At 65.0% G+C, this 20020-nt stretch carries 21 protein-coding genes and 1 tRNA gene; 8 read left to right on the forward strand and 14 right to left on the reverse strand.

Annotation, left to right across the window (positions count from 1 at the left end; genetic code table 11):
* The 4 genes from I6F17_RS11280 to I6F17_RS11295 all read left to right on the forward strand — a co-directional run bounded on the left by I6F17_RS11280 (position 1) and on the right by I6F17_RS11295 (position 3120).
* Entirely contained in the window at positions 1 to 1041 is a 1041-nt protein-coding gene (locus tag I6F17_RS11280) for a Gfo/Idh/MocA family oxidoreductase (protein ID WP_036041530.1), read from the forward strand.
* Positions 1042 to 1201: 160 nt separating this feature from the next.
* Positions 1202 to 1708: a hypothetical protein gene (locus tag I6F17_RS11285; protein ID WP_225128186.1), complete on the forward strand. Its 507-nt coding sequence runs from the start codon at positions 1202 to 1204 to the stop codon at positions 1706 to 1708.
* 4 nt (positions 1709 to 1712) lie between these two features.
* Complete coding sequence (locus I6F17_RS11290) at positions 1713 to 2219, forward strand: hypothetical protein (protein ID WP_225113243.1); 507 nt, start codon at positions 1713 to 1715, stop codon at positions 2217 to 2219.
* 139 nt (positions 2220 to 2358) lie between these two features.
* A complete protein-coding gene (locus I6F17_RS11295; protein WP_225128188.1) occupies positions 2359 to 3120 on the forward strand; it encodes a glycosyltransferase family 2 protein in 762 nt (253 codons plus the stop codon).
* A 105-nt stretch (positions 3121 to 3225) separates the two neighbouring features.
* Here the strand turns inward: I6F17_RS11295 and I6F17_RS11300 are convergent.
* A tRNA-Trp gene (locus I6F17_RS11300) sits at positions 3226 to 3301 on the reverse strand.
* Positions 3302 to 3449: 148 nt separating this feature from the next.
* Here I6F17_RS11300 and I6F17_RS11305 point away from each other — a divergent pair.
* The gene (locus I6F17_RS11305; RefSeq protein ID WP_225128190.1) at positions 3450 to 4685 is read left to right on the forward strand and encodes a serine hydrolase domain-containing protein; all 1236 of its coding nucleotides are present in this window, start codon (positions 3450 to 3452) and stop codon (positions 4683 to 4685) included.
* Between the two features lie 190 nt (positions 4686 to 4875).
* On the opposite strand, the gene I6F17_RS11310 is transcribed toward I6F17_RS11305, so the two are convergent.
* Positions 4876 to 5643, reverse strand: coding sequence for an SDR family oxidoreductase (locus I6F17_RS11310; protein WP_036010906.1), 768 nt, complete (start codon positions 5641 to 5643; stop codon positions 4876 to 4878).
* A gap of 34 nt (positions 5644 to 5677) precedes the next feature.
* The gene (locus I6F17_RS11315; RefSeq protein ID WP_057029612.1) at positions 5678 to 6376 is read right to left on the reverse strand and encodes a histidine phosphatase family protein; all 699 of its coding nucleotides are present in this window, start codon (positions 6374 to 6376) and stop codon (positions 5678 to 5680) included.
* 133 nt (positions 6377 to 6509) lie between these two features.
* On the opposite strand from I6F17_RS11315, the gene I6F17_RS11320 reads away from it, so the two are divergent.
* Entirely contained in the window at positions 6510 to 7295 is a 786-nt protein-coding gene (locus I6F17_RS11320) for an SDR family oxidoreductase (RefSeq protein WP_109143341.1), read from the forward strand.
* Positions 7296 to 7694: 399 nt separating this feature from the next.
* Complete coding sequence (gene argE / locus I6F17_RS11325; protein ID WP_225128192.1) at positions 7695 to 8867, forward strand: acetylornithine deacetylase; 1173 nt, start codon at positions 7695 to 7697, stop codon at positions 8865 to 8867.
* Between the two features lie 152 nt (positions 8868 to 9019).
* Here argE and I6F17_RS11330 read toward each other — a convergent pair whose 3' ends face one another.
* The 3 genes from I6F17_RS11330 to I6F17_RS11340 form a co-directional block, all read right to left on the reverse strand.
* Positions 9020 to 9646, reverse strand: a complete 627-nt coding sequence (locus I6F17_RS11330; RefSeq protein ID WP_225128193.1) for a LysE family translocator — start codon at positions 9644 to 9646, stop codon at positions 9020 to 9022.
* Positions 9647 to 9894: 248 nt separating this feature from the next.
* On the reverse strand, positions 9895 to 10953 hold the full coding sequence (locus tag I6F17_RS11335) for a phosphotransferase family protein (protein ID WP_225128195.1): 1059 nt from the start codon (positions 10951 to 10953) through the stop codon (positions 9895 to 9897).
* Between the two features lie 131 nt (positions 10954 to 11084).
* Positions 11085 to 12320, reverse strand: a complete 1236-nt coding sequence (locus I6F17_RS11340; RefSeq protein ID WP_225128197.1) for an acyl-CoA dehydrogenase family protein — start codon at positions 12318 to 12320, stop codon at positions 11085 to 11087.
* Between the two features lie 208 nt (positions 12321 to 12528).
* On the opposite strand from I6F17_RS11340, the gene I6F17_RS11345 reads away from it, so the two are divergent.
* Positions 12529 to 13191, forward strand: a complete 663-nt coding sequence (locus I6F17_RS11345; protein WP_225128199.1) for a TetR/AcrR family transcriptional regulator — start codon at positions 12529 to 12531, stop codon at positions 13189 to 13191.
* Positions 13192 to 13486: 295 nt separating this feature from the next.
* On the opposite strand, the gene I6F17_RS11350 is transcribed toward I6F17_RS11345, so the two are convergent.
* From I6F17_RS11350 to I6F17_RS11385, 8 genes are all read right to left on the reverse strand, one after another.
* Positions 13487 to 13702 (reverse strand): hypothetical protein, encoded by a 216-nt coding sequence (locus tag I6F17_RS11350; protein ID WP_036010888.1) that lies wholly within the window; start codon positions 13700 to 13702, stop codon positions 13487 to 13489.
* A 204-nt stretch (positions 13703 to 13906) separates the two neighbouring features.
* Positions 13907 to 15136, reverse strand: a complete 1230-nt coding sequence (locus I6F17_RS11355; RefSeq protein ID WP_225128201.1) for a CaiB/BaiF CoA-transferase family protein — start codon at positions 15134 to 15136, stop codon at positions 13907 to 13909.
* Positions 15137 to 15314: 178 nt separating this feature from the next.
* Entirely contained in the window at positions 15315 to 16517 is a 1203-nt protein-coding gene (locus tag I6F17_RS11360) for an MFS transporter (RefSeq protein ID WP_225128203.1), read from the reverse strand.
* Between the two features lie 132 nt (positions 16518 to 16649).
* Complete coding sequence (locus I6F17_RS11365; protein ID WP_225128215.1) at positions 16650 to 17477, reverse strand: 3-keto-5-aminohexanoate cleavage protein; 828 nt, start codon at positions 17475 to 17477, stop codon at positions 16650 to 16652.
* Positions 17478 to 17764: 287 nt separating this feature from the next.
* Positions 17765 to 17935, reverse strand: a complete 171-nt coding sequence (locus I6F17_RS11370; protein WP_167361681.1) for a hypothetical protein — start codon at positions 17933 to 17935, stop codon at positions 17765 to 17767.
* Positions 17936 to 17948: 13 nt separating this feature from the next.
* The gene (locus tag I6F17_RS11375) at positions 17949 to 18164 is read right to left on the reverse strand and encodes a hypothetical protein (protein WP_036010879.1); all 216 of its coding nucleotides are present in this window, start codon (positions 18162 to 18164) and stop codon (positions 17949 to 17951) included.
* Between the two features lie 61 nt (positions 18165 to 18225).
* Positions 18226 to 19560, reverse strand: a complete 1335-nt coding sequence (locus I6F17_RS11380) for a sorbosone dehydrogenase family protein (protein ID WP_225128217.1) — start codon at positions 19558 to 19560, stop codon at positions 18226 to 18228.
* A complete protein-coding gene (locus I6F17_RS11385) occupies positions 19557 to 20009 on the reverse strand; it encodes a DUF2231 domain-containing protein (protein ID WP_225128219.1) in 453 nt (150 codons plus the stop codon). The genes I6F17_RS11380 and I6F17_RS11385 overlap by 4 nt, the downstream gene beginning before the upstream one ends.
* Positions 20010 to 20020: the final 11 nt, after the last annotated feature.

The raw sequence follows: 20020 nt of genomic DNA on the forward strand, positions 1-20020 counted from the left end.
GTGAGGCCAGGCATTGGCATCATCGGAACGGGGATGGTCGGCCAGATGTGCCACCTCGCCAATTTCGTCGCCAATCCCGCCTGCCGCGTCGTCGCCATCGCCGATCTCCGGCCGGATCTCGCTGCCGCCGCAGCGCAGAAGTTCGGCATCTCGCAGGTCTACGGCACGCATCGGGAGCTGCTCGCGGACGCTGCGGTGTCCGCTGTCGTGGTCGTGACAAAGCGGCGAGCCACCGGTCCGATCGTGCTGGACGCGTTGAACAGCGGCCGCCACGTGCTGTCGGAGAAACCGATGGCCTATACGACGGCTCAGGCGACGTTGCTGGTCGAAGCGGCGCGGCAGCGAAACCTCGTCTACAGCGTCGGCTACATGAAGCGTCACGATGCCGGTGTGGCGCGCGCGCTCGATGTGCTGACGCGCTTGCGCAACGACCGATCGCTCGGACGCGTGGTCCGCGCCAAGGGCTGGTGCTTCGGCGGCGACACCGGCCGGTCGCGCGACAATTTCGTGATGACCGGCGAAACACGGCCGGACGGGATCGAACTCTGGAAGGACGGTCCCGACTGGATGCCGAGCACGATGCGGGCCGGCTACGACAACTTTCTGAACGTCTTCAGTCATATCATCAATCTGACGCGCTACCTGCTCGGATCATCGCCAACGGTCGCCGACAGCTCCGTCGAAACTTCGGGAGCCGCGCGCATTACCCTCGACTTCGACGGCATCGCTTGTACGCTGGATCTCGTGAACGGGTCCGAGGGAGCCTGGCGCGAGGGTCTGACGATCGATTTCGAGCGCGGCGCGGTGACCTTGAAACTGCCCCCGCCCTTTGCCGAGCAAGAGGCGGAGGTCATCGTCGAGCACGATGGTCAAAGCACGCATCTGACGGGTGAAAAGAGCTGGGCATTTCGGCGCCAGGCCGACGCCTTCGTTTCCGATATCGCCGAGGGACGCCCCCCCCTGGCCTCCGGCGCGGACTCGGTGACCGACATCTCACTGGCGGAGATGGTCTACAAGCGGCGGGCTGACGGCATCGCGTGATGCGGAAGTTTGCGCAGCCAGCCGTTTCCATCGCGACACACGCGAGTCCGCGTGACAATCGCCAGTCAAAGGCGCCGGGCTGCCTTGACCTGAAAAATACGACCCCCTATAGACTTTCGCTCTGACTGGCCTGAGAGGCGTCCGGGACGATTTTTCCGCAATGAACCTGCTACCGGGCCCGGCGCAAGCTGCTGCGATTGGTATCAGCCTCGCCTTTCCACTGTTGTTGCTGCTTTACGCGCGCATCGCCGCCACCGGCGGAGCCGGCCGTCGCTTCCGGCTGGGCTGCATCAGCGTCGTCATCCTTTACGCCGTCGCCTGTATCGCCCTTCCAGGTCAGCGCCACGTCGGCGATGTGCTTGGCGGTCTCTTCCTGCTCGGGACCGCAATGATGCTCTGCTACATCCTGTTCAGCCTGCTGGCCTGGGGCTTCACGCTGACGCTGCTCACCGCACTCGTTCAGGCTGGACATCCTCTCACCCTGGAGCAATGGGCGACAGCCTACATGCAAGGTGGAGATCTCGGCACCTTCACGCACAACCGCCTGAAGCTCCTGATCGGGGCCGGGATGGTCATCACGGCGGACGGCCGGCTTGCCCCCACCTCCAAGGGGGTTGCGGTAGCGTATCTCGTCAAGCTCGTTCGTCTGTCGACAGGCCTTGGGTGAGTCGATGTCCTTTGCTGTCGGACTTGCCGCCGTCGCCGTGTTCGCCCTGCTGGCACCTGCCCTGCAATTCATGGCCCGCGCACGCGCATGGCCGCTCGGACCCGTGACCCTGCTGGCGATTGCCACGGTTGTCTCGCACGGTCTCGGGGTGATGCTCGGAATTCTCTTCGTCCCGCAGCTTCAGTACTGGGACGCCGCATCGATTTTCGGATTTTGCGTCATGGCTTATGTGTTCGCCTTTGGCGCCGTGTATAAATCGGTTTCGCTGGGCATCCTGCTCAGCCTCGTCGATCGTCCCGATCGCAGGGCACCGCTATCGGAGATCGCTGACGGGCAGGTTCCAGATCTGTTCCGCGGACGAATTGGGAACTTGGTCGACGGCGGCCTGGTGGAACGGTCCGATTCGCACTTCGCGGCGACGGCGGCGGGCCGGAATATGGCAGGCCACGTCGGACGGCTGCGCCGCGCCTTCGGCATTGGCGACACCAGCCTCTATGATTTTTCCGACTAGTTGCGCGGAACACACACATCAATAGGTTTCGCGCCGGTCTTGCGGGCATACCGGCGAGCCGCATTGTTCGCCCGGTTCAGATGACCTAGACTTGCATGGGGTCACCGGGACAGAGTGGCCCCGCCAACGGGCGCATACAATGACACCTTCTAGGGCGGCAAAAAGGCTTACGATCGTCATTCCTGCACTGAACGAGCAGGACAAGATCGCCGACACGATCGACGGCGTGCTGCCGCTCGCCCGCGACCTGCTCGACGATTTCGAGATCTTCCTGATCGACGACGGCAGCACCGACGCCACCGGCGCGATCATGGACGAGTTCGCAGCCGGCGAGCCGCGCATCATCGTGCATCACAATGCCGAACCGCGGGGTGTCGGTGCCGGCTTCGAATATGCGCTGTCGCGCGCGAAATTCGATGCCATCACGCTCATCCCCGGCGATCACGCCTTCCAAAACGAAGGTGTTGCCCGGATGTTCAAGGCGGCGGGCGCCGCCGACCTCGTCATTACTTATCGCGATAACCAGTCGGACCGCTCCGTCAACCGCTCGCTGCAGTCGCATTCGTTGCGCTTCATCCTGAACTGCCTGTTCGGCTTCTGGCTGTCCGACTATCACAGCATGATCGTCTATCCCGTGAAATGGCTGCGCCAGATCGCGGTCAAGGCCGACGGCTACGGCTACCAGATCTGTGCGCTGATCTCCCTGCTCCAGCTCGGCCTCACCTACGTCCAGGTTCCGGTGAGCCTGAACGCGGAGCTGAAGGGCTCGTCGCGCGCGCTGCGGCTGCGCACCTATCTCGAGCTCGGCGGGACCATCCTCTCCCTGCTGCGCCGCGTTCCCATCCGGAACGTCAACCTCAGGCAGACTCCCGCCGACGCGGAACGGACGCCGGCGCGCTAGGCCTCGCCGGACCAGGACACGGCACCTCCAGCACAGCGGCTGCGAGAGCACGGGCGCGCGCGGGACGCCCTCCCGCCGAAATCTAGTCTAAGTGATTGATTTGGCTGGCAGGAGTGGCAGGGCTCGAACCTGCGACCCCCGGTTTTGGAGACCGGTGCTCTACCAATTGAGCTACACTCCTACGAACCCGCGTCGCCGCGGATCAGGGGCGCTTTCAAGCACAGAGAGCGGCCGGTTTGCAAGGGTGAACCGCGCCGGCTTCGCTTGTTTGTGCTGGGGGTTCTGGGCCACAGTCCATCGGCCATAACGAAAAACAATCGGGAGTGCCCATGACCGCTACAGCGACCGCCACTGCCGCCCCGCAGGCCGCAAACGCGCCCCACACGCCAGCTTTACCGGAAGCGCGCCCAGAGACGCTCGGGCTGTCGCGGCCGCGGCTCCAGGCCATGTCGGACGCCTTCAAGCGCGAAATCGACAAGGGAACCGTTCCCGGGGTCACCGTGCTGGTGGCGAGGCGCGGCCAAATCGGCTGGTTCGAGGCGCTCGGCAAGCAGAGCCCGGCAGGCGCGGCGCCGATGGCGCGCGATTCGATCTTCCGCATCTTCTCGATGACCAAGCCGATCGTCTCGGTCGGCATCATGGCGCTGGTCGAGGACGGACAGCTCCTGCTCAGCGATGCCGTCGCAAAGTTCATCCCGGAGTTCGCGAGCCAGCAGGTCGGCGTCGTCAAGGACGGCCGGTTGGAGCTGGTACCGCCGGCGCGGCCCATGACCGTGCAGGACCTGCTCCGCCACACCTCCGGCCTCACTTACGAGCACCAGGGCGACGGCCCCGTGCACAAGCTCTACCAGGAGTCCCGCGTCCGCAGCCGCAAGATCACCAACGCCGAACATGCCGCGTTGGTGGCGAGCTTCCCGCTGGTCTGCCAGCCCGGCGCGGAGTTCAACTACAGCCGCTCCACCGACATCCTTGGCCGCATCATCGAAGTCGTCAGCGGCAAATCGCTCGGCGCGTTCCTCACCGAGCGCGTGCTTGCGCCGCTCCAGATGGCCGAAACCGGCTTCTCGACAAGCCAGCCCAATGCCGGCCGCCTTGCCGAGCCGTTCGCGGCCGACCCGTGGACCGGCGACAAGGTCGCCCTGTTCAACATGCTCGAGCAGCCCGTGATGGAGTCCGGCGGCGGCGGCCTGGTCTCGACCACGATGGACTACGCCCGCTTCTGCCTCATGCTGCGCAATGGCGGCACGCTTGACGGCAACAGGATCATCGGCCGCAAGACGCTGGAGCTGATGGCCTCCGATCACCTCGGGCCAGGCGTGCCGACCAACGGCACGCTGCTATCGCCGGGCCATGGCTTCGGCCTCGGCTTTGCCGTGCGCCGCGAGGCCGGCATCGCGCCCTTCCCAGGCAGCGTCGGCCAGTATTTCTGGAGCGGCATTGCCGGCACGTTCTTCTGGATCGATCCGAAGGAGGATCTGTTCGCAGTGTTCATGAGCCAGGGGCCGGGACAGCGCGACTACACGCGGACCCTGGTGCGGGATCTGGTTTACGCGGCGGTGGAGTGACTGCTGGTTGAATCGAATGATCGGGCGGCGAGCTCGGTGCAACCTCTCCCGCTTGCGGCAGAGGTCGGCGCATAGCGCCGTGTGAGGGCTTTCTCCTCGTTGGGAGCCTCTCTGCGGATATACCCTCTCCCGCAAACGGGAGAGGGAGCGCACTGTTCTTCGCGGCCACACCTCGACCTGATCTCGCACCTCAACTGATCGTCGCGCCGCCGTCGATCACCATGGTCTGGCCGGTCATGAAGTCGCCGGCCTTCGAGCCCAGGAACACGGCCGCGCCGGCGATCTCGTCGGGGATGCCGATGCGCAAGAGCGGCGAGCGCGAGGTCGAGGCTTTCAGGTTCTCCGGATTGTCCCACAGCGCCTTGGCGAAATCGGTCTTGATCAGGCCCGGCGCGATGCAGTTCACGCGAATGTTGTGCTGGCCGTATTCGCAGGCGAGATTGCGCGCGAGCTGCATGTCGGCGGCCTTCGAGATGGCATAGGCACCGAGGATGGTCGAGCCCTTGAGGCCGCCGATCGAGGAGACGATGATGATCGATCCGTCCTTGCGCTCGATCATCTGGGGCACCACCATCGAGATCAGCCAATTGTTGGCGACGATGTTGTTGTCGAGGATCTTCCTGAACTGATCGTCGGAGATGCCGGCGAGCGGGCCGTAATACGGATTCGATGCGGCGTTGCAGACCAGCACGTCGATCTTGCCGAAGGCGCGGTTGCTCTCGTCGACGAGGTTCTGCAGATTCTCTTTCGAGGAGATGTTGGCGGCGACCGCGACCGCGGTGCCCTTGCCGAATCTGTCGTTGATGCCTTTCGCCACCTGCTCGCACACGTCGGCCTTGCGCGAGGAGATCACCACCTTGGCGCCGTGCTCGGCCATGCGCTCGGCGATCGCAAGCCCGATGCCGCGCGTCGAGCCCGTGATGACGGCGACTTTCCCCTTCATGTCGAACAAGGTCATGTTTCTCTCCCAGATTTGATTTTCGTATTCAGTATCAGGCCAGCTTCTTGACTTCCGGTCCCGCCGGCTGATGCATCGCCGCGTGCGCTGGATCGGCGATCCAAGGCTGCTGATTGACCATCGGCAGCCGCCAGACCGTGCGATCGGGACTCGCAAAATAATCCAGCCGCGTCACCGAGCAATTGTCGATGTCGAACGACAGCCCGCGTTCCGGCTGCCCGCCGAGCGCGAACCCCACTGCCGCCCTGATAGTGCCGCCATGCGCGACTGCGATGATGTCCTTCCCGGCCGCCTCGGCGTTGATCCGCTCGATGGTGCGGCGCGTGCGGTTGTACAGGTCCATGAAGCTTTCACCGCCGGGCGCGGGCTCGTTGATGTCGGCGAACCAGCTCGCACCGACGGGGCGGCTGGCAATGAACTGGGCGCGGTTCATGCCCTGCCAGCGGCCGAGGTTCTGCTCGGCGAGATCCGCCTCCCATTTCAGCGCTGCCGGCCTTGGAAAACCCGCGGCCCAGATCGCCTCGGCAGTTTGATGGGTGCGCATCAGATTGCTCGAATACCAGACCGCCTGGCGTGGCAGCACCTTGGCAACAGCGTTGAACACGTAGGTATCGCTGGTATCGCAGGCGATGTCGCTCTGCCCGTAGATGTTGCCGCCGTCGTTGCGCACCGGCGCGTGACGGACCCACCACCACCGCGTGATGACCACGTTCGGCTTGTCTGCACCTGCCATCGAAACCCTTCCATCCCGTCTATTGTCGCTGTACGTGAGTAGTGAACGCGTCTCAAGACACTTTGCCGTTTGAAATCTTGTTTGAAATTCCGTCGCGCGGCAAGAGTCGCGCACGAGCAAAAGGGAGAAACGCATGGGTCGCCTGCAAGGCAAATCCGTCATCATCACCGGCGCCGGCAGCGGCATCGGTCGCGCGGCTGCGCTGCTGTTCACCAAGGAGGGCGGCAAGCTGATCGCGGTCGATCGCACCGAGGCGGTGAAGGAGACGGTCGAGGAGATCAAGAAGGCCGGCGGCGTCGCGGAAGCGATGGTTGCGGATGCCGGCTCCGAACAAGACGTCATCGCGGTGATCGACAAGGCGGTGAAGACGCACGGCCGGCTCGACGTGATCTGGGCCAATGCCGGCGTCTCCGGCGGACTCGTTCCGCTCGCCGAGCAGACCGTCGAGCATTGGCAGGAAATCCTGCGCGTCAACCTGATCGGGCCGTTTCTCGCGGTGAAATACGCGATGCCGCACATGGTCAAGCAGCAGTCCGGCGCAATCGTGCTGACCGCCTCTGTCGCGGGCCTCAAGGCCGGCGCGAGCGGGCATCCCTATGCCGCGAGCAAGGCCGGCGTGATCAGCCTGGTGCAAACGACAGCTTATTCGCTCACCGGCACCGGCGTACGCATCAATGCGGTCTGCCCCGGCCTGATCGAGACCGGCATGACCAAGCCGATCTTCGACCGCGCCAAGGAGCGCGGCACCCAAGACAAGATCGGCCAGCTCAACCCGCTCAAGCGGCCGGGACAGCCGCACGAGCTCGCGGCGATGGGGCTGTTCCTGGCGAGCGACGAGGCTTCGTATGTGAACGGTCAGGCGTTCCCGGTCGACGGCGGCTTGACGGCATCGATGCCGTATACGGGCAAGCCGGTTTAGCACTGGTCTCGGTCCCGGACGCGACGCAGCGCGTAAGCGGTGCGGTGCAGAGCCGGGACCCAGCAGGCTACGTCGCTCGCTGCTGCACGGGCCCCGGCTCTGCAGCGCATCGTCGAACCGGACGATGCTTCGCATCGCCGGGGAGACGCTGCGCAGCGTCCGGGGCACGAGACGTGAGTTTCAGGTACACAGCTGCCTCAACCCGTCATTGCGAGCGCAGCGAAGCAATCCAGAATCCCTCCGCGGAAAGACTCTGGATTGCTTCGCTGCGCTCGCAATGACGGTCGTGTGGTGGGCAGCATCCGGGCTGCGGGACTGTGTTGATTTGCTCGACCGGGGCTCACGTTGGTATGGTTCCTGCAGGCAACTCAGCCTCCATTCCCTGACAAGACCGAGACAATGCCAAGCTCAAGACCCGACCGTATCCGCAAACTCCTCGCCGACCTCGTCTCGTTCGACACCGTCAGCGACCGCACCAACCTGCCCCTGATTGCCCATATCGAGAGCTATCTCGCCGCGTTCGGCATCAAGGGCGAGCGCATCGTCGACGAGACCGGCGAGAAGGCTTCGCTCTGGGTTACGATCGGGCCGGAGGACCGGCCGGGCTTCGTGCTGTCGGGCCATACCGATGTGGTGCCTGTCGTGGGCCAGGACTGGAGCTATGATCCGTTCAAGCTGGTGGAGCGTGACGGCAAGCTCTACGGCCGCGGCACCACGGACATGAAGGGCTATGTGGCGGTGTGCCTCGCCATGGTCCCTGAGATGGTGGAGGCGAGACTCAAGACGCCGATTCATCTGGCGATCTCCTATGACGAGGAGATCGGCTGCGTCGGCGTGCGGCCGATGCTGCACGAGGTCGCGAAGAAGAGGGTTCGGCCGCTCGGCGCATTCATCGGCGAGCCGACCCAGATGCAGGTCATCATCGGCCACAAGGGCAAGCACGGCGTGCGCGCCACGTTCCATGGGCTCGCGCGTCATTCCTCGATCGCGCCCGACGGCGTCAATGCGATCGAATATGCCGCCGAGCTGATCGTCGAAATCCGCCGCCGCGCAGTGGCGCTGGCGGCCGTGCGGTCGACGGACAGCCTCTACGACGTCCCGCATTCGACGCTGCTCACCAGCATCGTGCACGGCGGCGCAGCGCTGAACATCGTGCCTGATACCTGCACCGTGGATTTCGAATGCCGCGGCATCGGGATCACCGAGTCCAAGGAGGTGACCGATGCGATCGTCGCCTGGGCCAAGGCCGAGATTGAGCCGGCGATGAAGGCGAGACATCCCGATTGCGGCATCGATTTCGAGGAGATCCTCGACTATCCCGCGCTCGACACCGCCGCCGACGCCGCCATCGTCACGCTGGCCAAGAGCCTCGCAGGACGCAACGACCACGCCAAGGTCGCGTTCGGCACAGAGGCGAGCTTGTTCGCCGACATCGCCGACATTCCCTCCGTGGTGATCGGCCCGGGCTCGATCGCACAAGCGCATACGCCCGATGAGTTCGTGGAGATGGCGGAGCTGGAGAAATGCGCGGGGTTCGTGGAGCGGCTGATCGCGCATTGTGCGAAAGGGTAGTCCGCGTCTTTGCGAGGAGCGAAGCGACGAAGCAATCCAGCTGTCACCGCGGAACGACTCTGGCTTGCTTCGCTTCGCTCGCAATGACGGAGCGCGGGGAACCACCTGTCCGGATATCGTCGCACTCATTGCCGCTACGGCCTCACCGCGCCTCAGCGCTCCTGCAGGGCCAGCCGCACGCCGACGGCGCAGTAGATGGCGCCGACCACCTTGCCCTGCCACTTCACCACCGCCGGATGGCGGCGCAGTAGGTTGCCGAGACGACCGGCGCCGACGGCGAACACGACAGTGCTGACGAGACCGAGCAGCACGAAGACGACACCGAGAATGGCAAGCTGAAGTGCAGGCGCGCCGTGCTCCGGCTTCACGAATTGCGGCAGGAACGCCAGGAAGAACAGTGCGGTCTTGGGATTGAGCACCTCGGTCAGCACGGCCTCGCGGAATGCGCGACCTGCGCCGATCGGAGGGGCGCTGCCGTTCAGCGCGATCGGCGCCTTGTCCAGCATGGCCCGAATGCCGAGATAGATCAGGAAGCCAGCGCCGGCATATTTGACGATGCTGAACAGCAGCGCCGAGGTCGCGATGATCGCCGAGAGTCCGACAATCGCCATCCCCGTATGTACCAGGTCTCCAGCGGCGATTCCCGCACCCGTGGCGATGCCGACCTTCGTTCCCGAGCTTGCCGCCCGCGCCATCGTGAGCAGCGTCGCTGGTCCCGGGATGAAGACGAAACCGAGCACGATGAGGACGTAGGTGATGAGGGTAGTGTGGTCGATCATGCGCGGGTCTCCCGGGGCGGATTGGGCAAAGGGATACAAGGACTCGGTCGCTGCGAAAGGCACTTGCGCGGTGTGAATTGCGAGTCTTGGATTCCGCCTCCTCGTCATTGCGAGCGCAGCGAAGCAATCCAGGGGCCACCGCGGAAAGAATCTGGATTGCTTCGCTGCGCTCGCAATGACGGCGCGTGTGGAGCAGCGCCTTACCAAAACAAAAAAGGGCGCGGCCATCAGCCGCGCCTTTGTTCTTCCTACACCGCCCCCGCCTTCTGCGCGTATTCCCAGGAAGCCTTCGACAGCGGCACGGTGCGCTTGGCGGATTCGAGCGCCTTGGCGTTGGCGGCAGTGCCGTCGCGGACGCGGCCGGCGATGCCCTGGGTGATGCCGGCGAGACGGAACAAATTGTAGGCGAAGTACCAGTTGAGATCGGGCACCGTCATCTCTGTGACGTTGCAATAGATCTGCGCGGCCTCTTCGAGGCTCGGGATATTGAGCGCCTTGAGGTCGGCACCGTCGAGGCCCGGCATGATCCATTGCATCAACAGATAGGTGAAATCGGCCATGGGATCGCCGAGCGTCGACAGCTCCCAGTCCAGCACCGCCTGCACGCGCGGTTCCGTCGCGTGGAAAATCATGTTGTCGAGGCGATAGTCGCCATGGACGATGGAGACGCGCGCCTGCTCCGGCACCGTCTTCGGCAGCCATTCGGCGACCTTCTCGAACTCCGGAATGTGCTGGGTCTCGGAGGCGCGATATTGCTTGGTCCAGCGGTCGATCTGGCGCGCAAAATAGTTGCCGGGCTTGCCGAAGTCGCCGAGCCCGATGGTAACAGGGTCGAACATGTGGAGTTTCGCCAGCGTCTCGATCTTGCTGGTGAAGATCTTTCGGCGCGCATCGTTGTCCTGGCTCGGCAGCGTCGGATCCCAGAACACGCGGCCCTCCTCCATCGACATGATGTAGAAGGCCGCGCCGATGACGCCGTCGTCCTGGCACAGCGCATAGGCGCGCGCGACCGGGAAACCTTGTTTCCCGAGGGCCGCGATGACGCGATATTCGCGGTCGACCGCATGCGCCGAGGGCAGCAGTTTGCCGAACGGCTTGCGGCGCATCACGTAGGAACGGTTCGGCGTATCGAGGCGATAGGTCGGGTTGGACTGGCCGCCCTTGAACTGGAGCACCACAAGCGGGCCTTCGAAGCCTTCGACGTGCTCGCGCATCCAGGCCTCGAGCCGCATCTCGTCGAAGCGATGCCGCTCCTCGACCGGCTTGGTGCCCGAAAACTCCTCGTCTTTCCTGACGCCGTCAGCCACGGTGACGCTCCCTCTTCGCTCCGAACATGATCCTAATCGGTAACCGCTGACGCACTTGCGTCAAGCGGTTACCGCAATTGGATCATGTCCCGTCGGTTCTTCAAGTCGGGAGCGCCGCAGGGCTCCCCCGCTTAGTGATTGGGAGAGTTGGCATACTTCCGAAGTTCGAGCCTGGCAATGGCGCGGTTGTGCACCTCGTCCGGACCGTCGGCGAGGCGGAGCGTGCGGATGTGGGCATAGTCCTTGGCAAGGCCGGCTTCGTCCGAGACGCCCGCACCGCCGAAGGCCTGGATCGCCTCGTCGATGATCTTCAGCGCCATGTTGGGCGCGGCGACCTTGATCATGGCGATCTCGGCCTGCGCGGTCTTGTTGCCGACCTTGTCCATCATGTCGGCGGCCTTGAGACACAGAAGTCGCGTCATCTCGATGTTGGTGCGCGCCTCGCCGATGCGCTGCTCCCACACGCTGTGCTCGACGATCTTCTTGCCGAACGCGGTGCGCGAGGCGAGCCGTTTCACCATCTTCTCCAGCGCCTCCTCGGCCTTGCCGATGGTGCGCATGCAGTGATGGATACGGCCCGGACCGAGGCGGCCCTGCGCGATCTCGAAGCCGCGGCCTTCGCCGAGCAGGATGTTCTCCTTCGGCACGCGCACGTTCTCGAGCAGTACCTGGGCATGGCCGTGCGGGGCGTCGTCGAAGCCGAACACCGGCAGCATCTTCTCGACCTTGATGCCTGGCGTGTCGAGCGGAACCAGGATCTGCGACTGCTGCTGGTGCTTGGCGGCCTTGAAATCGGTCTTGCCCATCAGGATCGCGATCTTGCAGCGGGGATCGCCGACGCCGGACGACCACCATTTACGGCCGTTGATGACGTAATGGTCGCCGTCGCGCTCGATGCGGGTCTCGATGTTGGTGGCGTCCGACGAGGCGACCGCCGGCTCCGTCATCAGGAAGGCGGAGCGGATCTCACCGTCCATCAGCGGGCGCAGCCATTTCCGCTTCTGCTCCTTGGTGCCGTAGCGGATGAACACTTCCATGTTGCCGGTGTCGGGCGCGGAACAATTGAACACTTCCGAGGCCCAGGTGATGCGGCCCATCTCTTCCGACAGCAGCGCGTATTCGAGATTGGTCAGTCCCGCGCCACGGAATTCGTCGTCCTCGTGCTCGGACGGCGGCATGAACATGTTCCAGAGGCCTTCGGCCTTCGCCTTCTTCTTGAGCTCCTCGAGAACAGGGATCACCTTCCAGCGGTCGCCGCTCTTGTCCTGCTGATCGTAGATCGGCACCGCCGGGCGCACGTGCTTGGCCATGAAGGACCGCACGCGGTCGAGCCATTCCTTTTGCTTGGGCGACATATCGAAGTCCATGCGACGCTCCTCTCTCTCACTGGTCCTTTTGCGCCGGACTGTCCTCCCGCTTTGCGCGGCCCGCAAGCGCGAATGCGCGTCCTTGCGGACCTGTCGAAACCCGGCTGCAGTTGCGAACGAGTCCCGATTGCGGATTGACTTTTCCCGACCTTCAAACGATAGTTTCATACAACTGTTTGAATTGCAACTCCCCTCCCCGAGGGCATTCATGGCCAGCGATCATACGAGGTCTGCCATTCTCGCCGCCGCCGAGCGGCTCTATGCCGATCGCGGCTTCGGCGACGTGACGCTGCGCGACATCGTCGCGGAGGCGGGCGTCAATCTCGCCGCGGTGAACTATCATTTCGGCTCAAAGGACGAGCTGATCGCGGAACTGTTTGTCACGCGGTCGATCGCCACCAACCGCGAGCGCCTGCACGAGTTGAAGGCGGCGGAGGAGCAAGGCGGCGGCCGCGCGCCGATCGAGGTCATCCTGCGCGCGTTGGTCGGGCCGACCTTGCGCGGCTGCCTGGGACCGGAGAACCAGCGCTCGACCGCGGCGCGCTTCATGATCCGCGCCTCGATCGAATCCGTGCCGCCGATCCGGCGCATCAAGAACCGCGAGATCGACCATTTGCGCAAATTCGTCGGCGCGATGCGGCGGTCCCTGCCCGACCGCAGTGACGTCGATATCTATTGGGGCCTCAACTTCGCGCTCGCCATGGCGCATCACACCATCCGTGAGAGCGAGCGGCTGACCAAGCTGTCGGAGGGCAAATGCGACCTCGACAACGTCGAGGACGTGGTCGCGCGCGTCGTCAGCGTGGCGACGATGGCGCTGACGGCGGGGCGGATGGAGCCGAAGGTCTCTTCAAAGGTGGCGGCGCGTTAGCGCGGATGGGCGCTGAAGGTACGGAGCTGGAAGCCGCATACGCGGTGCGCTCCCTCGCCCCGTTCTTACGGGGCCGCGACGAGCTTTGCTCGCGCTGAGAGGGGTTGGGGTGAGGGGCCTCTCTCCACACGTGCGGTCTTCGGGAGACCTGTACCCCCTCACCTGGATCGCACCGGACGATGCTTTCGCATCGCCGAGGCGATCCGACCTCTCCCCGCAAGCGGGGAGAGGTGAAGTAAGCGCCTCACATCAGGTGATGCAGTCGACCTGATGGAAAAGCGTTTGCTGGGCGGGATCACGCCCGCTGCGGCATCTCCTCGGCCTCTTCCTTGGCGAGCAGCAGCAGCATCTCGATGCCCATCTCGCCTTCCTGCGGCGAGCGGATGAACTTGATCTCGTCAGCGCTCTGCCGCAGCGCGGCAATGATGGCGACGGCCTGATTGGCGGTGGCCGCCTCGGTCGCCAGAATGGCCTTCTGGTCCTTGGCCTGGAACCCGATCGTGTAGGACATTCACTTCCCTCCCCGAACTCAAGTGGAGAGATCGAATCAGAGTCGGGGGCAAAGCGGAAGCCTGTGCGACTACGGACCGGGATTAGCTGGGGATTGCAGGCAAGCTTCACGCAAGCCCCGGCATGGCGCGCGCGGCCATGTGTGTCGCAATAGTCGCGCTGCGCTTGAATCCCGGCCTCTCGGCCCCCGGCGCGGAAGAGAGCGTCAGACGATGCCCTGCGCCTTCAGCTGCTCGATCTTGCCGGCATCATAGCCGAGCTTGCCGCCGAGCACCTCCTGGGTGTGCTCCCCGAGCAGCGGCGGGGCGCGGTACTCCTTGATTGGCGTCTCCGACAAGGTGAGCGCGTTGCGGACCAGCGACAGATCAGGCTCGAAGGGATGATTCACCTTCACCCGCATGCCGCGCGACTGGACGTGCGGATCGGAAAACACCTGCTCGAAATTGTTGATCGGCCCTGAGGGCACCCCCGCCTCCTCCAGCTTCTCCAGCCAGTAGGCTACCTTTTGCTTCAGGAACAGGCCGGCGAAGATCGCCATGATCTCCTTGCCGTGCACGACGCGGTCGTTGTTCTTGACGAAGCGCGGATCGTTCGCGAGCTCGGGCTCGCCGAGCACGGCGCAGGTGCGCTGAAACTGGCCGTCATTGCCGACCACCAGCATCAGCTCGCCGTCGGCGCAGCGGAACACGCCGGCGGGCATGCCGCCATTGCCCCAGGTGCCGCGGCGCGGCGGCGTCTTGCCGTTGACAAGGTAAATTTGGAGCCAGTGCGACAGCGATGCGATCACGGTATCGAACAGGCAGACGTCGATGTGCTGTCCCTGCCCGCCATTGGCATCGCGATGGTAGAGCGCCGAGAGAATGCCGATCGAGGCGTTCATGCCGGTCATGTAGTCGACGATCGAGGGGCCGACCTTCATCGGGCCTTCGCCGGGCTCGCCGTCGATATGGCCGGTGACGCTCATCAGGCCGCCCATCGCCTGCAGGATGGCGTCGTAGCCGGCGCGCGGCGCGTAAGGTCCGGTCTGGCCGAAGCCGGTCACCGAGCAATAGATGATGCGGGGATTGATCGCCTTGATGGTCTCGTAGTCGAGACCGTAGCGCTTGAGATCGCCGACCTTGTAGTTCTCCATGAAGACGTCGGCGTCCTTGGCGAGCTCGCGGACGATCGCCTGCCCTTCGGGCTTGGCGATGTTGACGGTGACCGACTTCTTGTTGCGGTTGGCACAGAGGTAGAACGAATTGTTGTTGTTGGCCTTGCCCTCGGGGTCGGCGAGGTAAGGCGGACCGAAAGCGCGCGCGTCGTCGCCGGTGCCCGGCCGCTCGATCTTGATCACCTCGGCGCCGAGATCGCCCAGCATCTGGGCCGACAGCGGCCCGGCCAGCACGCGGGTGAGGTCAAGGATCTTGATGCCTGAGAGCGGCAGGGCCGACATGTCGATTTCCTCCGGGGAACTAACCTTGGCGCGGCGGCGGATCGCAGGCTGCGCTCCCTGCCGATACCACCATTTTCGCACGCTGAGCACTGCACTGGCGGCATACGGCTATCTCCTGCCGGGCCGGAGGTGATCGCCGTCCGCAAACTTTCCGCGCCGCGAATATTGCGTGATCGGCTCAGGTCACGACCGCCGGCTGTCGCGGCCGGCGGCGAGCGAGCAGAACGAGGATCAGCACCGTCGCGCAGGAGAACACCAGCGTGAGACCGAGCGCGGCACGGCTGCCGAACTCCGTCAGCAGGCCCGCGAGCAGCGGCGGCGAGATCGCGGAGGCGAGGTTGAGCGGTAGCGAGATCATCGACATCGCCTTGGCGAACTCGGCCTGGTCATAGAACACCAGCGGGATGGTCGCCCGCGCCACCGCCATTGCGCCGCTGCCGGCGCCATAGAGCAGGATGAAGACCGCGACCGCCCAGGTGGCGCCCTCGCTCGACATCAGCAGCAGCATGGCGACCGGCAATGCGCTGCCCGCGACGAGCCCGGTCGTGATGCCGTCCCATCGTCCGCCGCCGAGAAAATCCAGCCCGCGGGCGGTGACCTGGATCACGCCCAGCATCGAGCCGAACACCAGCGCCTGAGCCGGCGCCAGCCCCTCCGCCCGCAACAGTTCGATCAGGATCGCGCCGATGCCGAAATTGACGAAGGCGTTCAGCGTGATCGCGGCGACGACGAGGCCGAACGTGCTCTGTGCAATCGCGGGCGGCGGCGACCGCTTGACCGGCGCGGCGCCCTCGTCCTTTGTGATCTTCCGGCGCGGCGCGCCGAACGCATAGAGCGGGAGGCTGACGAGGAGCATCATTGCGGCGTAGACCAGGCACGTCCCCCGCCAGCCGAGGTGACCGCTCAGGAATGAGGTCGTCGGCCAGAAGATGCTGCTGGACAGGCCCGTCACCAGCATTAGCGCGCCGATCGCGTTCTTGGCCTGCCTTCCTGCGATCTCGTTCAGCATGATATAGGCGCCGGTCGACAGCGTGGCGCTGCCGGCGATGCCGAGCACGATCCACGCGGCGAAATAGAGCATCGGCTCGCGCGCGAGCGACAGCAGCACGAAGCCCGGCGCCGTGACGATCGTGCCGACCATCATGACCGTCCGCGCGCCATGCCGCGCAAACGACTTGGCGAGCAACGGGCCACACAGCCCCATCGAGACGTAGAGAACGGACGTGCCGGCGAACACTCCCGGCAGGCTCATGCCGAGATCGGCGGCGAGATCGCGCCCGACGATGGCGGGAAGCCCGATCGTGCCCCATCCGACCAGCTGCGTGGTGGCGAGCATCAGCAGGACCCCGATGAGCCTGCCGTCATATTTCAAGAGCTGCATTCCAAACGTCGCCTGCCCGGCAGGCGCAGATTGCGCCTGTAGCACCTGTCTACTCGGAGACTCCGCGCACGGGAACGCCGGCCGCCGAATGGCAGGCGGCAGCCGGGAGCATGTGAGGACGAGGAAGTCGCCCTACCCTGCCATGGCGAGCAGCGATCGCGCCTCAGTCGCGGTCGCAACGCGCCGGCCGTGGCGCGCGACCGCCTCGCAGGCCAAGGTCACGAGCTCGGCGTTGCTGGCAGCAAGGCGCGTCTTGTCGACGCGGATATTGTCCTCGAGCCCTGTGCGGACCGCGTCCGCCCCTCGGGCGAGCGCCCACCCCATGACCTCGGCCTGATGGCGGCCGATTCCGGCTGCGGTCCAGGTTGCCTTCGGGATCAGCCGCCTGAGCTCGCCCAGGAGAATGTCGAGCACATGCTCGTCCGCCGGCATCGCGTTCTTAACGCCCATGACGAACTGCACGTGCGGACGCGCGTCGATGAGGCCCGCATCGATCAGGCGGCGGGCGCCATGCAGATGCGACAGATCGAAGATCTCGATTTCCGGCCGGATGCCGTTCGTCTTCATGCTAGTGGCGAGCGTCTCGACCAGCGCGGCGCTGTTCTCGTAGACGATGGTCGGAAAGTTCACCGATCCCGTGGAGAGCGAGGCCATGTCGGGCTTGAGGTAGAGCGCCGATCCGCGCGCCGAGGGATCGCGGCCACGCCCGCCGGTCGAGAACTGGACGATCATATCAGGACAATGCTTTTTGATCCCCTCCTGCACCTGGGCAAAACGCTCGGGATCGGAGGACGGCGTCTCGTCGTCGTTGCGGACGTGGATATGCGCAAGCGTGGCGCCCGCCTCGAAGGCCTGGTGCGTCGATTCGATCTGCTCCGAGGGCAGGATCGGCACCGCCGGATTGTCCTTCTTGCGCGGAACGGAGCCGGTGATGGCGACGGCAATGACAGCGGGGTTCATCCAGCGACCTCATGATCTTTGCGCTCGCGCGCATAACGTTCGGCCAGTCTTGCTACAAGTGAAACCCTGTCGCCGCAACATTCGTCGATCGCAGCGACAGGGCCTTTTCGTCCGAATCAGGTCGGAACTGCGGTCGCCCGGCCTGCTGTAGCCGTGCGGCTGGCGGCGGCGCGCGCGATGACCTCGAGGCGACTACCTCGATTCAAAGGCCGATACGGAAATGACGGAGGAGTGCCGCCCGCCGCGTGCGATTGATCGTCTGGTCGGTTGGCCGCAGCGGAGCCCCCTCACGCGGTGTGGCCGGGATCCACGTGCTTCGGCGTCTTCTTCTCGCGCTGCGGCGTCATCTTGGCCGGATCGGGCGCGCCCGGCACGCCGCGCGGGCCGAGCTGGTCGCGCTGGATGTCGTCCTCGGAGCGGGATGGCTCGACGCCGTTGGGCTCACGGGGCTTGGTCATCGCGTCTTCCTTCTCAAGCGTTGTCCCGGACGCCGAGCGCGTTGCCTCCCGCCTCGCGGCCGGGCACGCTGACCTGAACTTCATGTCCCTCACGCAGCGCGAGGGATGCGGCGGCGACTGCGGACTCGAACGCGGCTTCCTTGGTGGCGTAGGTGTTCTTGACGTCGCCGTCGTGCAGCACGCCCCATTCGTCCCGCACCGGCACGATGGCATATTGCGCAAGGCCCATTGTCCAAACTCCTGGCTCTAGATTTCAGAAAAAAGGTCTGCACGACAACGCGCCTGCGCGCTTAACGTTGCGTCAGCTGCGGATGGGTCGCGCTCACTCGCCAGACCGTGTTGCCGCTGTCGTCCGCAACCAGAAGCGCGCCGGTCTTGTCGATGGCAACACCAACGGGGCGGCCGCGCGCCTTATTGTCGCTGTTGAGGAACCCGGTGACGACGTCCTGCGGCGGGCCGCTCGGTCTGCCGTCTGTGAACGGCACGAACACGACCTTGTAGCCGCTCAACACCTGCCTGTTCCAACTGCCGTGCTCGCCAACGAAGGCGCCGCCGCGATAGGCGGCCGGCAGGCTGGTGCCGGTGTTGAAGGCGAGCCCGAGCGGGGCGACATGCGAGCTCAGCGCGTAGTCGGGCACGATCGCCCTGGCGACGAGATCCGGCCGCTCCGGCTTGACACGGGGATCGACGTGCTGGCCGAAATAGCTGTAGGGCCAGCCGTAGAAGCCGCCGTCCTTCACCGAGGTCATGTAATCGGGCACGAGATCAGGACCGAGCTCGTCGCGCTCGTTGACCACCGTCCACAAGGCGCCGGTCTGCGGCTCGAAGCTGAGGCCGTTGGGATTGCGCAGGCCGCTTGCGAACACGCGCCAGCGGCCGCTGGCGCGATCGACCTCGAGGATGGCGGCGCGATTGTGCTCGGCCTCCATGCCCCTCTCGGCGGCGTTGCTGTTGGAGCCGACGCCGGCGTAAAGCTTCGCGCCGTCGGGGCTGGCGACCAGGCTCTTGGTCCAGTGATGGTTGATCGGACCGCCCGGCAGCGGCGTCAGCACCGTGCCCGGCGCGGTGATCTTCGTGTCCCCTTCGGTGTAGGGATATCTGACGATGGCGTCGGTGTTGGCGACATAGAGATCGTTGCCGACCAGCGCGACGCCGAACGGCGAGTTGAGATGGTCGAGGAAGACGCTTTGCGTCTCCGGCACGCCGTCCCCGTTGCTGTCGCGCAGCAGCGTGATGCGGTTGCTCGCGCCGCTGTCGCCGCCGGAGGTCGCCCAGGACTCGATGAAGCCCATCACGATCTCCTTGGGCCGCTTGATCGGGGCGCCTTTCGGCGCCTTGGATTCCACCACCAGCACGTCGCCATTGGGGAGAACGTAGAGCGAGCGCGGGTGCTGCAGGCCCGTGGCGAAGGCCTTGGCCTGCAGGCCTTGCGCAACCGTCGGCGTCTCGTCCTTCCTCCAGCCGACGATGCGGGCAATGTGGACCGGCGGCAGCAGATATTGCTGGATTTCGGGAAGTGCCGGATTGGCGCCGACCTGCGCGTTGGGATCGCCGCTGCCGTCATTGCAGCCCGCCAGACAGAGCAGCGACGCGCACAACAGCGCGCGGATCATCGCAGATGTCATCGTGCAACTCCCACGCCGTGGCGATAGACAAGAGCCCAGCCGAGCCAACCCGTGATCGGCAGGATCAGCACTGTGAGCGCGGACAAGGCGAGCCCGCTCGGCCACACCGAAGTCCAGCCATCGCGCATGTGGATCATCAGATTGACGATCGAAAGGATCAGCACCACGGCATTGCCGATCAGAAGCGGCCAGGCCGGCGCCTGCGCCCGCACCAGCCGATTGCCGAGGAAGTCGATCAGGCCCGCGATCGCCGCCAGCACGCCGAAGACGATTCCGGCGAGCAGCAGCCAGGCCGAAAAATTCGCCCACATGATCTCGGCACTGGCGACATAGGCGATGTCGGTCAGCAGCGCCCCGACGAAACACGTGATCGGGATCGGCACCAGCATCGGATGAATCGAAGGACCCGCGATCTGCGCGGTGGAACGCACGCGCACGTCGTCTTGCACGGTTGGCCTCG

This window comes from Bradyrhizobium sp. NBAIM18 (genome assembly GCF_020193825.1).
GTDB lineage: Bacteria > Pseudomonadota > Alphaproteobacteria > Rhizobiales > Xanthobacteraceae > Bradyrhizobium > Bradyrhizobium yuanmingense.

Excerpts from the sequence above, each read along its gene's own strand:
- I6F17_RS11315 (WP_057029612.1), bottom strand. The coding sequence starts at position 6,376 with ATGGCAGGTGCAGACAAGCCGAACGTGGTCATCACGCGGTGGTGGTGG.
- I6F17_RS11350 (WP_036010888.1), bottom strand. The coding sequence starts at position 13,702 with ATGTCCTACACGATCGGGTTCCAGGCCAAGGACCAGAAGGCCATTCTG.
- I6F17_RS11365 (WP_225128215.1), bottom strand. The coding sequence starts at position 17,477 with ATGAACCCCGCTGTCATTGCCGTCGCCATCACCGGCTCCGTTCCGCGC.
- I6F17_RS11375 (WP_036010879.1), bottom strand. The coding sequence starts at position 18,164 with ATGGGCCTTGCGCAATATGCCATCGTGCCGGTGCGGGACGAATGGGGC.
- argE (WP_225128192.1), top strand. The coding sequence starts at position 7,695 with ATGCCAAGCTCAAGACCCGACCGTATCCGCAAACTCCTCGCCGACCTC.
- I6F17_RS11330 (WP_225128193.1), bottom strand. The coding sequence starts at position 9,646 with ATGATCGACCACACTACCCTCATCACCTACGTCCTCATCGTGCTCGGT.
- I6F17_RS11345 (WP_225128199.1), top strand. The coding sequence starts at position 12,529 with ATGGCCAGCGATCATACGAGGTCTGCCATTCTCGCCGCCGCCGAGCGG.
- I6F17_RS11340 (WP_225128197.1), bottom strand. The coding sequence starts at position 12,320 with ATGGACTTCGATATGTCGCCCAAGCAAAAGGAATGGCTCGACCGCGTG.
- I6F17_RS11370 (WP_167361681.1), bottom strand. The coding sequence starts at position 17,935 with ATGACCAAGCCCCGTGAGCCCAACGGCGTCGAGCCATCCCGCTCCGAG.
- I6F17_RS11380 (WP_225128217.1), bottom strand. The coding sequence starts at position 19,560 with ATGACATCTGCGATGATCCGCGCGCTGTTGTGCGCGTCGCTGCTCTGT.
- I6F17_RS11360 (WP_225128203.1), bottom strand. The coding sequence starts at position 16,517 with ATGCAGCTCTTGAAATATGACGGCAGGCTCATCGGGGTCCTGCTGATG.
- I6F17_RS11290 (WP_225113243.1), top strand. The coding sequence starts at position 1,713 with ATGTCCTTTGCTGTCGGACTTGCCGCCGTCGCCGTGTTCGCCCTGCTG.
- I6F17_RS11310 (WP_036010906.1), bottom strand. The coding sequence starts at position 5,643 with ATGACCTTGTTCGACATGAAGGGGAAAGTCGCCGTCATCACGGGCTCG.
- I6F17_RS11355 (WP_225128201.1), bottom strand. The coding sequence starts at position 15,136 with ATGTCGGCCCTGCCGCTCTCAGGCATCAAGATCCTTGACCTCACCCGC.
- I6F17_RS11295 (WP_225128188.1), top strand. The coding sequence starts at position 2,359 with ATGACACCTTCTAGGGCGGCAAAAAGGCTTACGATCGTCATTCCTGCA.
- I6F17_RS11320 (WP_109143341.1), top strand. The coding sequence starts at position 6,510 with ATGGGTCGCCTGCAAGGCAAATCCGTCATCATCACCGGCGCCGGCAGC.
- I6F17_RS11285 (WP_225128186.1), top strand. The coding sequence starts at position 1,202 with ATGAACCTGCTACCGGGCCCGGCGCAAGCTGCTGCGATTGGTATCAGC.
- I6F17_RS11305 (WP_225128190.1), top strand. The coding sequence starts at position 3,450 with ATGACCGCTACAGCGACCGCCACTGCCGCCCCGCAGGCCGCAAACGCG.